This is a genomic window from Heyndrickxia sp. FW510-T9, from assembly GCF_058781025.1.
Genome location: NZ_JBYSWK010000014.1, coordinates 52,794 through 65,970 on the forward strand (window position 1 = coordinate 52,794; position 13,177 = coordinate 65,970).

Genomic DNA, 13,177 nt, shown 5'->3' on the forward strand with positions numbered 1-13,177 from the left:
CAAATCCCTCCCTTATAACGTTTCTATGAATCTATAAAATGCTTCTTTCCCGTCCGTATCCTGTTTGAATACACTAGCATCTTCTAATGCTTTTTTAAATTTCAGTCCAACTTCTGCTCGTAAAATCTGTTCCACATTTTGTTTGTTAATTAGATCATAGTATTTCGCTTTCAGCTTTTCTGCCCATTCAACATGATACTCGGCAATCGAATGCTTCTCTCCAATAAGAAAATGCCCCACTTCTTTCAGTTCATCCTTTAATCTTGCCGGTAATACGGCAAGACCCATAACCTCAATTAAACCAATGTTTTCCCTTTTAATATGGTGAACATCCGCATGAGGGTGAAAAATTCCTAATGGATGCTCTTTGTTTGTACGATTATTTCGGAGAACAAGATCCATTTCATAAATATCTTTTCGTTTTCTCGAAATCGGTGTAATCGTATTATGAGGTATTTGCTTCATATACGCATATAAGTCTGCTGTAGCATCGCTATATACTTTCCACTTCTGTAATATATAATCCGAAGCATCTACTAAGCTTTGTATCTCATTACTTCTTAATCGAATCACACTCATCGGCCATTTTATTGTGGAACATTCCACATTTGAAAATTGACCTATTTGAAATGCCTTTTCACTTACTGCTTTCGCCATCGGGAATTCATAATACCCGCCTTGATAATGATCATGAGACAAGATCGATCCGCCAACAATCGGCAAATCTGCATTCGAACCGATAAAATAATGTGGAAACTTTTCCACGAATGCCAAAAGGTTAGAAAAGGTTTGGTGATTAATGACCATATTTCGGTGCCGCTCCGATAAAAGAATGCAATGCTCACGGTAATATAGATATGGTGAATATTGTAGCATCCATTTTTCGCCATTAAGTTCCATCCTTACCATACGATGATTCGAACGTGCCGGATGGCCAATCCTTCCGGCATATCCTTCATTTTCGGCGCAGAGCAAACAGGTTGGATATCCAACACTTTCTAATGCTTTTTCCTTTTCAATTTGTTTCGGATCCTTCTCCGGTTTGGAAAGATTAATGGTAATATCAAGGTCTCCATATTCTGTTGCCACTTGATACTCTATATTTTTTTGAATTCTCTTCGTTTGGATATAGTTGCTATTTCTACTTAATTCATAAAAATAATCCGTTGCAAGCTTCGGGTTCTGTTCAAATAACTCGTAGAAATTTTGATTAATAGCCGAGGGTCTAGCAACGAAACAATTCATGATTTTACTAGAGAGGATTTCTTTTTCATCAAAGTAATTCCCAATAATATTGTTTTTACATGCATACTCTACTAAAATATCTAATAAATCTGGTATATCCACTTCACTCAAATCCTCATTCGTTTCCATAAATACATCTAAATTTAAAAGAGAAAGAACCTGATTTCGTGAATATATAATGTCTTCTTCTTCCATTAGTTTTGCAGAGCATGCTTTTGCCACAAGCTGGTGAATAGCACTATAAACTTTATCCATATTAATCACCGTAACCATTTGGGTGGTGAGAGTGCCAATTCCAAGCATCCTTAATAATTGTATCAATCTTTGTTCTTTGCGGATTCCAGCCAAGTATTTCTTTTGCTTTTTCGGATGAGGCAATTAATGTGCTCGGATCTCCCGCACGTCGCTCCCCTATTAAAGTAGGAATATCGGTGCCTGTCACCCTTCTTGCTGTTTCGATAATTTCTTTAACGGAGAAGCCTTGACTGCTTCCTAAATTAAAGACATCACTATTTCCGCCATTTTGCAAATAGCGGAGGGCTAGTAAATGTGCACCAATTAAATCCTCGACATGAATATAATCGCGGATGCATGTACCGTCTTCTGTGTCGTAATCATCTCCAAACACAGTGATCGCTTTCCGTTTTCCAAGAGCTGTTTCCAGGACAACAGGAATGAGATGGGTTTCCGGTGAATGATCCTCTCCGATTTCCCCAGAATCTCGTGCACCTGCCACATTAAAATAACGGAGAGAAACATATTTTAAATCAAAAGCCTTCTCACACCATTTCATCATTTTTTCCATTGTTAGCTTAGTCTCGCCATATGTATTAGTTGGGTTAGTTGGCATCTCTTCGTGGATAGGAACCACTTCCGGCTCACCATATGTTGCCGCTGTTGATGAAAAAACAATATATTTCACATTGAATTCCTTCATGATTTCTAATAATACCTGTGTGCCATATACATTATTGTCAAAGTACTTTAACGGATCCTCCATGGACTCTCCTACAAGTGAATTAGCAGCAAAATGGATTACCGCTTCAATATTTTCCTTTGCAAAAACACTTCTGAGAAAAACGCGATTGCGTATATCACCTTCGTAAAATTTTGCCTGCGGATGAATAGCTTTTTTATGTCCTGTTTGTAAATTATCGACAACTACAACCTCATGGTGTTGATCTATTAATTGGTATACGGCATGTGATCCAATATAACCCGCTCCACCTAGTACTAAAATACTCATATATCCACCTCATTCTTCAATTCTTTTGCTCCATCACCAATACTTGCCACATAAAAGTCAGCTTCATACCCAATTTTCTTTTTGTAAATTGAGCCAACTTCTGAAATAAACTTCTCTACTTTTTCCTTTTCAACAATGGCAATAGCGCAGCCGCCAAAGCCTGCCCCGGTCATTCGTGCGCCTACTACTCCAGATTGTGTCCAAGCTGCTTCTACCAGTGTATCAAGCTCTTCACCAGTTACTTCATAATCATCTCTTAACGATGTATGTGACTCATTCATTAATCGGCCAAATTCCTTTAGATTATCATTTTGTAATGCTTGCAGTGCTTTTAGCGTTCTCCCGTTCTCATATACAGCATGCTTTGCGCGCTTTCTTGTTGTTTCATTAATAATTAGATGCTTGAATTCTTCAAACTGCTCCTCTGACAATTCACCAAGTGCCGAAATAGTAAGATCTTTTTGGAGATGACTAAGTGCATCTTCACATTCCCTTCTTCTTTCATTATATTTAGAATCAGCAAGTTCCCTCCGTTTATTCGTATTCATAATAATGATTTGATGCTGTGTTAATCGAATCGGTGCATCTTCATATTGTAAAGTCTGGCAATCTAGTAAAATACCAAAGTTTTTTTTCCCCATACCAACCGCAAACTGATCCATTATTCCGCTGTTCACACCGATAAATTCATTTTCTACCTTCTGTCCTAGCTTTACTAATTCCAGACGAGGGATTTGTAATTGAAACACTTCATCAAGCATCACCCCTGTAAGAATTTCAATGGAAGCCGACGAAGACAAACCTGCACCATTTGGAAGGTTTCCGTAAAACAATACATCAAGTCCATTCGGTATGCTGTAACCTCTTTCTTTTATGAAGCGCAGCATTCCCTTCGGATAATTCCCCCAATCATGTTCCTTCAGATATTCAAGTTTGTCTAAACCAAATTCAACAATCCCTTTTTCAGAAAAATTGACCGAGTACATACGTATTTTTGTATCATTGCGTTTTTTTACTAAACAATATGTACCAAATGTAATCGCACATGGAAACACATGACCACCATTATAATCGGTATGTTCTCCGATTAAGTTAATTCTTCCGGGAGCAAAGAACTGTTTCTCAGGAACATTTTGAAATTGCTCGGTAAAAATTGACGACAAGGACTTTTCATTCACTCTAACCATCCCTCCAAAAACGATCAATGATTTTCTTTAATCGTATCCAAACTAGTAAAAAAATTCAATGTTTTTACTAAAATTTTTACTACAGTTTACAAAATCACAACTGCATTATAGTTACATATATTTTTCAAATAACTTATCTTTGGACATAAATAAATAGGTTGGACTTTGCCTTTTTATGTTCTGCACCGAGAGGGAGGTCGTTGATAAAAAATAGATTGGAAACTGGGTGATTAACTTAAAAAGTTTATATAATCTACTATTTGGATATGCCTTCTCAAAGCCTAGATATGCAACACCTTTACTAATCATCGTAATTCCGATAATCCCTTTAATACGCCTGGACATAGGATGCTTATCAATATAGGAAGCTAATGAAGGCATTGATTGTTCAACCATCCTATATATAACCAATGATCTCTGTAATGGATGTTTTACACCTATCACTTCTTTTAATATCCGTACATTATGTAAATGAATTTTTAACAAATAATCATTTCTGGTAATGATAGTTCCGTCAGATAAGTGAATATCCTTCCCTTTATATTTTGTAATCCTTACTCTGAATACAGTCTTCTCATCCTGAATCGTAAAGGTATATTCAAGACGCCTTAAGTAAAGAAAAAGCGTATCAAGAAAATTCCATAAAGAAATAATAGATAACCGAAATAACAAATGAATCGAATCTCCTTTCGAATAGAAAAACGGAAGCGTCGCAGCTCTAGCGTACGGTTGATTGAAATTTGAAGTGTGATTTCACCGAGTGGAATTTGTACTTCCAATTTCACATGAGTAGTCTTCGACTGAGATATAGGAAACATGGCGAGGGACGAGTTGATGCCAGCTTATCGTAGGGAAAAGACGGAGAAATCCGCTAGACAATAGACGCTATTGAAATTGAAGTGCAAATTTCACCTGGAGCTAGACACATTCTAAACTTGCTAAATAATTTTCAAGAAAAATCTTATACTTTCTTATCTAATAAAAAAGAATTGTAACATTAGTATGCCATTTTCCCGACAATATTTTCACCATTTTACATGTTTCCCGGGGAATATTGATAAATGCTGTCAACTAACAAATAAACCGTAAGAACTTGAAAGGAATAAGTAGCATTATGCCGATTGGTGATACCCTTTACGATTTTCCTAAAGGCTAATTAATTAGTTTGTTAATACCTGAAAATTTTATATAAGAACACATGCGCAAGTGCCTTAGTCATCGGGGTATGGATGAGTGAAATTGGCAATTAAATTTCACCTTCGTAGTCTTCGACTGAGATAAAAGAGACACAGTGAGGTAGTTCACGAGTTATTGAAATTTGTAATCTCAATTTCACCTGATGTTGACTTATTGTAGGGAGGAGACGGAGAAATCCGCTAGACGATAGGTTATGAAGCTAGACGTAGACAATTCTTCAAAAAAGTTATCCGTACGGTTAAATTTTATTATTTCCTAAACGACAAAAAAACCTCCCAAAACATTTTTAGGAGGTTTTCTTCATCTATTATTCTACTACTCGTCTTACAACACCATTAAAAGTAGATTTCCAATAAACATTACTTAATGAATCGATAGACACACCACGTGAACTATTGTCATCAAGGAATTGTCCATTCCCTAAATAAATTCCAACATGTCCATTTTTCTTATACGTATCGAAGAAAAGAAGGTCTCCACGTTTCATCTCTGATGCACTAACACCTCTTCCTTGATATACAAGTGTATTAGTGGATGTCCCCGTAATGCTTCCTAAATTTACTCCAGCCATCGCATATGCCCAGCGGACAAATGAGGAACAGTCAAATGATCTATTTTGAATATCAGTGCTATTACGTCCACCACCCCAATTATACGGAGATCGTCCTACAATAGATGAACCGGCACTAATCGCAGCTTCAATTGCTCCAGAACCATGATAGACAGGGCCATCAGATGGAGCGGTAGAAGCTCCAGAATTAGATGATTGACTATCGTTACTGCTTGAGTTTGAACTATTTGCCCTAGCAAGGAATGCCTGTCTTTCTTTTTCTTGCTCAGCTAAAGCAGCCTTTTCTTGTGCAGCAAGTGAAGCCGCTTGGTCATTCAAGTTTCCAAGTTCACCTTTAGCTTCTTTTTGCTGTTCATTTATTTTCGCTAGAATACTATTTTTATCATCGATTTGATACTTTAATTGTGACTTCAAATCTTCCAGCTTTGCTAAGTCTTGTTGAACCTGCTGTAACTTGTTATTAACATCTGCTTCTGATTTTTCTAGTGTTTTTTTATCCGCTTCTTGTTCTGCTAATATTTTATGATCTGCATTTACAAAGGTAGTAACGGCTACAGCTCGATCAATAAAATCTCCAAAGCTTTGCGAATCAAGAAGGACATCTAAATAACTGACAGTACCGTCGTTTTGTTGAATAGAACGGGCACGATCTTGTAATACTTTATTTCGTTCAGCAATTCTTTGTTTTGTTTCCTTAATTTTTACTTTCAAAGCTGCAATTTCTTGCTTCGTATCATTCAGCTTCTGCGTTGTATTCTTAATTTTTGCATTTGTATCGTCCACTTTAGCTGTAATTTCATTCATTATCTTTTCCATCTCTTGTGCTTGTGCATCAAGACTTGCAATTTCAGCCTTTTTCTTTTGAATATTGGACTGAACAGTTCTTTGTTTTTGTTTAATCGAATCGGCAAATACAAAGTTAGCTGATAATGGAGCAATCAAGCTTCCCGCACTAATAACAGATGCTAAACTGAAAGTTAAGAGTTTTCTTTTCACTGTTTGTTCTCCCCCATACTATGTAGATAGAGATCCCTAGATTAATAGTTTTTATTATTATGTCATGAGTGTTTCTCTCACTCTTTTTATTTATTTTATTAACAAGAGCAATTATATCATCAAACTTCGACAATTTGAGCGTTTTCGACATTACAATTATATTTCATTTTTGTATCCTTCCTTTACAAATCAATAGGAATACTTTCTTCAAAGAGTACATAGAATCTATTAAAGTCTCATTCTTATAACTCTAGTATTTGAAAAATACTCATTTTGTTGGAGGTCTTATGATAATGAAATTCATAATGAATTATTCTTATACTATTATTGTTGTTACATTGGCTGTTATTTCTGGAATTATTTATATTAACTCCTTTTAACTAAATTTTAATGGATCCCTTGGTGGCTAACCTACTTCTCTGCGCTGTTATTCATCCCTCACAGAGGATAGTTCAAGTAGTTCTGCCAACATATATTTGCATAAAAAAAGAAACTGGACAAAGTGCCCAGCTTCATATTTATTACAACTATTTTTTATAACAGATGTGAAGTAATGATTATGGTCGATTTTGAATCGGAGTCATGATGAGATAATCTAATAAGGGGTTCAAGTTACTATTTTTCAACTTGAAAGCATAATCCGTAAACAAAAGAAAATCAAAGAAAAGTAGAGATTCGCCTGTTTCTTTATTTGACCAATTTATTATTTCCCACACATAAAAACCCCTGCATTCGGCCAAATTTGGTCAAATGCAGGGGTTTGTTGTGTGAATAGTTTCCTAGATTGAATGCTATATTAACTAGAAAGCTTTTTTATGTGATAAAGAAAAAAGCCCCAATCGCCACCAACGATTAAGATTAATCTTTTTTTGAAAAACTTTTAATAGTAAAACTAATAACTAATAATCCAATTATTAAAGATACTACTCTCATAATATAGTCGGCAGTAAGTAATGTTCCCATTGTTCTTTCTTCGCTATATCCATGGCCAGTAATTATAGTCGGAGCAAATATAATGATAACAGCTAAAATTAAATTAATAATAAGTTGTGCTATTGAAGTATTTTTCACGTTATCTCCCCTATATCATTATCAGAAATTGTGATATCCAGTTTTATAGCAATAAGCATAAAAATTAGATTCATTCGAAACTCCAAAAGTTACAGAATAATGCAAAGACCCTGGATCTTCGTCACTCATTAAAATAGAAGTAGGTAATAAGCTTGTCTGTGCTGAATAATGATTAATTTGACTATCATTTTTGTTATTAATAAAAAATAGTCCTAATGTTAATAAACACAGAACAATAATACTTTTTGTTTTTTTCATAAAATCCCCCCTTTTTTTGATAGATAAAATGTACCATTTTTTAAGAATCCTCTTTTTTGGTATATTTGATTGTTTAAAAGGGAGATTTAAAATAATTAGATATAAAGTATGATTTTTTATATTAAAATATAATTATAGTAATATTTTATAATTCTTTTTTATCATGAGGAAAATTCTATGGAAAAAACTTTACAATTACTAGGCGAAAAAATTAAATTTTTAAGAAAAAAGCAAAACCTTACACAAATCGCTTTAAGCGAAGGTATATGTACGCAGCCTTACTTAAGCCATATCGAAAAAGGTCAAACTTCTCCTTCTGCTTATGTTTTAAATAAATTAGCGAATAGATTAGGAGTCGATCCAAATTATTTATTAAAAACTGAAGAAAATGAAAAATACATACAAGAAATGATGGAATTAATACGTGAAGCTACTACTAAGAGAGATTACATTTTGGTAGAAGATATTCTTAAAAATGAACAAATGATTTTTTTCAAAAACGAACAATTAAAACAATTCTACTACTGGTATAAGGGAATTACTGTTTTTTATAACAAAAATGATATACATAAATCAATAAAGTATATTGATTATGCTATTGATTTAGAGGGTAATTCCCCCTTTTTCAGCAATGCAAAATTGGAAATTATGATTAGTAAAGCTAATATCCTTATGGATTGTAAATTATACAAAGATGCAGAGGAACTTTATAAAATTATCACAGCATGAAAAAATAAACATAGAAAAACTATATATTAGAACCTGTTATAATTATTCTAGAATTCTTCGTTTAACAGAAAATTATGAAGAAGCTATAAAAATATGTAACAAAGGAATTAGAACTTGTTTTAAATTTGATTTAATGTACGCATTAGGAGATCTTTATTTTCAAAAAGGATTAATTCTTAAAATAAAAAAACAAAACGTTTTAGCAAAAAAAAGTTTTGATAAAGCCTTACTTGTATATAAATTATATAAAAATGAAGATCTTATTGACTTAACCCAAAAAAGATTAAATGAATTAAATAATATTTAAAAAATGATGAAGATAAGTCAAGAGCAAGATGTGAGAATGATTTCTCATGCAATGGATCATTTATTTGGATTGGCCCATGACAGTGAAAGGTTTTTAATTTTTGTATTTCGAGAGTTACGAATAGATATATTTGAAGTAGTGGAGGGCAGGAAAAGGCGGTCACTTTTTTCTCCTTTTCTATGTTACCGGGTTCCTTTTCTATTAGTTTTTATATCTATTTAAAAATGCGCCTGAAATGCTCATATTGCATTTTAAGCGTATTTTTCTTTTTACTGGCAACTATCCCTAAGAGTGATGATTTAGCACAATACGATAAAATTTTATATTAAACAATCCATTGGTGAAATATGCTAAACCTATTAGTGACAAATGAATGAACGTGCAATAGAACTTCAACGTGTCGAAGTTTTTGAACTCAATTTTATTAATATACATTACCATTTTAGTATATTCCCATGTGAGATTAGAGACTAAAAAGATGTTTCTATCTAACATTTTAAGACATTGTTTCCCTTATTGATTATCGGGGACAGTGTCTTTTTGTCGTTAGAATGGTGAAAAATATGGAAATTTAATTCATTAACAACATTCAAAACTTCAAGGATTACCGTCAATTTCAATCATTAAGAGATCTTAATAATCATATCGTCAATGAAATGTTATGTTAAAGAGAATAAAAATCGCCGATTTTACTGAAATATTAATATATTCAAAAGGAGTTTGTTGTCATTGTATAGAAATATACCTAATAAACAAAAATTAAGGAGAGAAAATAATGCACAACTTTAGTGGGAAACTTGTATTCTTTTTAATAACAATAATGTTTTTTTTCATATATTTTAAAATCCTAAATTTTATTTTTAACATCCTTATTCCATTAAGTCCTGCTGCTGATATACTTAGTCTTTTTATTTTATTCGTTATTATTATACCTCTTTCAGTTTTTTCCGCTGATAGAATTGTTAAAGTCATTAAAAATTCTAATAATAGCTACAACAATAAATTTTAATAGCTTTTTATAATCATTATCCAAAAAATAGCGTAAAAGGTATATTATAATCACAATTGGAACAATGAAGTAATAATAATTCACAATTACAACTTCCTATTCAGCATATTCTAATACTAGGGATGATACAATAGTACTATCATCTCTAGAAATCAATTATTTCACTCTCCATTTTTTATATGTGATAGATTTATCTTTGTGAATATCAAAGCATATTCTCCTATCCCATGAATCATCTTATCCTGTTTTACTAACATAAACTATTATTGTTTTTGTACCTACAGATGGAACTGATGCCGACACTATTTTCCCCAAAAAAGGTACACTGGATAGATGCTGCCTTGCCATAATAGGTTAAATTCCCCACTCACCTGTTTAAATCTTAAAGATATTATGAATCTATCTATAAAGGGTTGGCCAGTCAAATGTTGAAAACAAATTTATAGGATTTTATCCGCTAAGGAGGTAATCACTTTTAACCAGCCAAAAAAAGATAGCCATAATGGTATGCTTAATAATACAGCCCAAAACATTCCTGCAAAAAAGTTACCATCTTCTTTATTCACGGCTTATACACCCCTACCTAAGTGATAATCCATCAGATGTTTCAGTGGTTTGTAGTTCTATTATACTCACTCTAAAAATAGAACGTTGTCGGAATAAATAGATGGAAAAATAAATTGGATATCTTTTCGAGTCGAAATTTGCCTATTTTAGTTGATCCTCATAGTTCAGTTGAAAATAATATAGTGGAGATTCAGATTTTTTTAAAAGGATTTACACACTCTTTGTCCTTTGAAAGTTCTAGTATAGCCACTTACCTTGCATCCACTTTTAGCATTTCAAGAATAAGTCATATTAATCAAAACTTCCACTTGGGTGTTTAAGACTTGTTTTCACTCGATATAAATTCATAAAATATAACACCTTTTTTCCCTGTTTGATACCAAAACAAGAAATAATTTTGCCTATATTAGAATTTGAAAGATTTATATTCATCCCTTCTTTTACTTCAATTGAAATACTATTTTTCTTTAAATCAATATACATATACAGGTTAATATATTTATCTTTTATAAATGCAGTGATTTTTAGAGTTGTCCATTCCCGTAGTGGAGTAATGTTTATAATCGATTTCGGATCGGAGTCTTGTTGAGAGGTACATTGAAGTGCATGGTTTAAAGAAAAATACGTTTGTATTTTAACCCCCTGATTTGCTTGTCTACTACCATTGCATACTAAGTAATAATCCCCTTTTATAAAATGACCATGTGAGAAAATTTCTTGAAAACGAATATTTAGTTCCTCCATTTCATTCTCCCTTCGTGTAAAATTATTACTATTTAACTAGTATATAGTCAATTATTACTATATATGGTAAAATACTTTCTAATATATTGGTCACTATATTCTAAATTCGAATACAAATTTGTATTCCACATTTGAATATAAGTTTATTCCCCAAAAAACCACTATCTTTATAATTAAAAGTAGCAGGTGAAGCCATGTCCTTTCAAAAGCGCTTTAAGGAATTAAGAGAGAGCCTAAACTTAACTCAACATGAAATGGCCACAAGATTACACAAACAACAGCCGGATATTTCTAAAATAGAGAATGGTGAAAAGGAATTGACTATTTCCGAGTTGGTTGAGTTTCGAAATACTTTTCATTTGTCCAATGAAGCATTACTTTATTTAACTTATGGGATTGACCAAAGTTCCCATACATCTCCAATGGTAATTAGAGAAAGATTCGAGGATGCTGAGGCACATCGTTTACTTAAATACTTTTTTGAACATCAAAATTTCCAAAAACTACTTACACGTTTAACCTTGCTTCCAGATAAAAGTCAACAATATATCGAACAGTATCTTCAAACAATAATTAATATTGAAGAAATACGAAAATGAGTGTCTAACTGTACCTGTATATTGTTGGATTTTCTTTTATTTCTTTATTAGATTTATATAATATTGGATTATTAGAGATTAAAGGAGGGTATTTCGAATGATGCATGCACTTGTAGTTGGCGGTACTGGAATGTTATCAGATGTTACCTTGTTTCTGAAAAAGGAAGGATATTTTGTTTCGATTATAGGAAGGGATCCCTCAAAATATGAGCGCTTTTCTGATCACACCAATTCTAGCTTTCTATCAGTCGATTATCATGACGATCAAGAACTTCGTGAAAAAATCCAACATACAATACAACAACATGGTTCATTTCATTTAATCGTTGCTTGGATTCACTCCTCTGCCACAAATGCATTAAGGATTATTTTAGAGGAAGCTGTAAAAGCTAATGAGGAATTTCGATTATTTCATGTGTTGGGAAGCAGCTCGAATTTAGAAGCGATAAAAGAGGATGCTGCAGTTCCAGCAAATTGTCTTTACCACCAAGTACAGCTTGGCTTTATCCTCGAAGGAAACAGGTCCCGTTGGCTGACCAACCATGAAATTTCAACTGGAGTCGTTCATGCAATAATAGAGGATAATCCTATTAAAGTGATTGGCGTATTAGAGCCTTGGGAAAAACGTCCTTAATCGGAGGGAAAAATGAAAGATCAGCTTTTAAAATTGGAAGAAAAATATCAAGTGAAAGTACTGTTTGCATGTGAAGCAGGCAGCCGTGCATGGGGGCTTGAATCCGAGAATAGCGATTATGATGTCCGTTTTATCTATTTACATCCACTTGAATGGTATCTTGGGATAGATCAGAAACGTGATGTCATTGAGCAACCGATAACAAAGTTCGTGGATTTATCTGGCTGGGATCTGCGCAAGGCTTTATTTTTGCTGAGAAAATCGAATCCACCTTTATTAGAGTGGCTGCATTCAAACATCATATATATGAAAGATGTGCCATTTTATGAAGAGATGATGCATCTTGCGAGCAGCGCTTTTTCTACAAAAGCTTGCTTATTCCATTATCTCAATATGGCAAAGCGGAATGCAAAAAACCTCTTCCAAAAAGACAAGATTAAAGTAAAAAAATATTTAACCGTTTTACGTCCACTGCTTGCGTGTAAAGCGATGGAAGCTGATGATTCTTTTCCATCCCTACATTTTCCGAGCTTAGCAGAGACGATTGTAACAAACAATAATATTAAAAAGGAAATAAACCATTTAATCCTTCTGAAACGAGCGAAACAAGAATATATCAGCCGGTCGGAATTACTCCATACAAACGAATATATAGAAGAAGAATTACTATACTTAGATGGGTATGCTAACACCCTTCAAAATAAAAAAATTGATATAACCGATGAATTGAATCAATTTTTTCAAAAAACATTAATGAAACGCGGGGACGGTTCTTATGTTTCATTTTGAATGAAACACAAGAACCGTCCCCATGTTT

14 protein-coding genes are annotated in these 13,177 nt (G+C 33.2%); 5 read left to right on the top strand and 9 right to left on the bottom strand.

Going from position 1 to position 13,177, the window contains the following annotated elements; translation table 11 throughout:
* Positions 1-12: 12 nt before the first annotated feature.
* The 7 genes from galT to AC3WJF_RS09665 all read right to left on the bottom strand — a co-directional run bounded on the left by galT (position 13) and on the right by AC3WJF_RS09665 (position 7,771).
* Positions 13-1,500 (bottom strand): UDP-glucose--hexose-1-phosphate uridylyltransferase, encoded by a 1,488-nt coding sequence (galT, locus tag AC3WJF_RS09635; protein WP_492451558.1) that lies wholly within the window; start codon positions 1,498-1,500, stop codon positions 13-15.
* Position 1,501: 1 nt separating this feature from the next.
* On the bottom strand, positions 1,502-2,491 hold the full coding sequence (galE, locus tag AC3WJF_RS09640; protein ID WP_492451560.1) for a UDP-glucose 4-epimerase GalE: 990 nt from the start codon (positions 2,489-2,491) through the stop codon (positions 1,502-1,504).
* On the bottom strand, positions 2,488-3,669 hold the full coding sequence (locus AC3WJF_RS09645; RefSeq protein ID WP_492451562.1) for a galactokinase: 1,182 nt from the start codon (positions 3,667-3,669) through the stop codon (positions 2,488-2,490). The genes galE and AC3WJF_RS09645 overlap by 4 nt, the downstream gene beginning before the upstream one ends.
* A gap of 120 nt (positions 3,670-3,789) precedes the next feature.
* Positions 3,790-4,350, bottom strand: coding sequence for a YkoP family protein (locus tag AC3WJF_RS09650; protein ID WP_492451564.1), 561 nt, complete (start codon positions 4,348-4,350; stop codon positions 3,790-3,792).
* 832 nt (positions 4,351-5,182) lie between these two features.
* Positions 5,183-6,442: a PcsB-like coiled-coil domain-containing protein gene (locus AC3WJF_RS09655; RefSeq protein WP_492451565.1), complete on the bottom strand. Its 1,260-nt coding sequence runs from the start codon at positions 6,440-6,442 to the stop codon at positions 5,183-5,185.
* 858 nt (positions 6,443-7,300) lie between these two features.
* Positions 7,301-7,513 (bottom strand): hypothetical protein, encoded by a 213-nt coding sequence (locus AC3WJF_RS09660; protein ID WP_492451567.1) that lies wholly within the window; start codon positions 7,511-7,513, stop codon positions 7,301-7,303.
* 21 nt (positions 7,514-7,534) lie between these two features.
* Positions 7,535-7,771: a hypothetical protein gene (locus AC3WJF_RS09665; protein WP_492451569.1), complete on the bottom strand. Its 237-nt coding sequence runs from the start codon at positions 7,769-7,771 to the stop codon at positions 7,535-7,537.
* Positions 7,772-7,948: 177 nt separating this feature from the next.
* On the opposite strand from AC3WJF_RS09665, the gene AC3WJF_RS09670 reads away from it, so the two are divergent.
* Positions 7,949-8,500, top strand: coding sequence for a helix-turn-helix domain-containing protein (locus AC3WJF_RS09670; protein WP_492451571.1), 552 nt, complete (start codon positions 7,949-7,951; stop codon positions 8,498-8,500).
* A complete protein-coding gene (locus AC3WJF_RS09675) occupies positions 8,466-8,807 on the top strand; it encodes a hypothetical protein (RefSeq protein WP_492451573.1) in 342 nt (113 codons plus the stop codon). Before AC3WJF_RS09670 ends, AC3WJF_RS09675 begins: the two co-directional genes overlap by 35 nt.
* A 1,449-nt stretch (positions 8,808-10,256) precedes the next feature.
* On the opposite strand, the gene AC3WJF_RS09680 is transcribed toward AC3WJF_RS09675, so the two are convergent.
* Positions 10,257-10,382: a hypothetical protein gene (locus AC3WJF_RS09680; RefSeq protein WP_492451575.1), complete on the bottom strand. Its 126-nt coding sequence runs from the start codon at positions 10,380-10,382 to the stop codon at positions 10,257-10,259.
* A 292-nt stretch (positions 10,383-10,674) separates the two neighbouring features.
* Positions 10,675-11,127 carry a hypothetical protein gene (locus tag AC3WJF_RS09685; RefSeq protein ID WP_492451577.1) on the bottom strand — a complete coding sequence of 151 codons (453 nt, stop codon included), beginning with the start codon at positions 11,125-11,127 and terminating at the stop codon, positions 10,675-10,677.
* A 194-nt stretch (positions 11,128-11,321) separates the two neighbouring features.
* Here AC3WJF_RS09685 and AC3WJF_RS09690 point away from each other — a divergent pair, with 194 nt between their 5' ends.
* From AC3WJF_RS09690 to AC3WJF_RS09700, 3 genes are all read left to right on the top strand, one after another.
* Complete coding sequence (locus tag AC3WJF_RS09690) at positions 11,322-11,726, top strand: helix-turn-helix domain-containing protein (protein WP_492451578.1); 405 nt, start codon at positions 11,322-11,324, stop codon at positions 11,724-11,726.
* Positions 11,727-11,823: 97 nt separating this feature from the next.
* Positions 11,824-12,360, top strand: a complete 537-nt coding sequence (locus AC3WJF_RS09695) for a short-chain dehydrogenase (RefSeq protein ID WP_492451580.1) — start codon at positions 11,824-11,826, stop codon at positions 12,358-12,360.
* Positions 12,361-12,372: 12 nt separating this feature from the next.
* Positions 12,373-13,149, top strand: a complete 777-nt coding sequence (locus AC3WJF_RS09700; RefSeq protein ID WP_492451582.1) for a nucleotidyltransferase domain-containing protein — start codon at positions 12,373-12,375, stop codon at positions 13,147-13,149.
* Positions 13,150-13,177 lie beyond the last annotated feature (28 nt).

Bases quoted from the DNA above. Each gene is read 5' to 3' on its own strand.
- galT (WP_492451558.1), bottom strand. From the start codon at position 1,500: ATGGATAAAGTTTATAGTGCTATTCACCAGCTTGTGGCAAAAGCATGC.
- AC3WJF_RS09690 (WP_492451578.1), top strand. From the start codon at position 11,322: ATGTCCTTTCAAAAGCGCTTTAAGGAATTAAGAGAGAGCCTAAACTTA.
- AC3WJF_RS09685 (WP_492451577.1), bottom strand. From the start codon at position 11,127: ATGGAGGAACTAAATATTCGTTTTCAAGAAATTTTCTCACATGGTCAT.
- AC3WJF_RS09695 (WP_492451580.1), top strand. From the start codon at position 11,824: ATGATGCATGCACTTGTAGTTGGCGGTACTGGAATGTTATCAGATGTT.
- AC3WJF_RS09700 (WP_492451582.1), top strand. From the start codon at position 12,373: ATGAAAGATCAGCTTTTAAAATTGGAAGAAAAATATCAAGTGAAAGTA.
- AC3WJF_RS09670 (WP_492451571.1), top strand. From the start codon at position 7,949: ATGGAAAAAACTTTACAATTACTAGGCGAAAAAATTAAATTTTTAAGA.
- galE (WP_492451560.1), bottom strand. From the start codon at position 2,491: ATGAGTATTTTAGTACTAGGTGGAGCGGGTTATATTGGATCACATGCC.
- AC3WJF_RS09665 (WP_492451569.1), bottom strand. From the start codon at position 7,771: ATGAAAAAAACAAAAAGTATTATTGTTCTGTGTTTATTAACATTAGGA.
- AC3WJF_RS09675 (WP_492451573.1), top strand. From the start codon at position 8,466: ATGCAGAGGAACTTTATAAAATTATCACAGCATGAAAAAATAAACATA.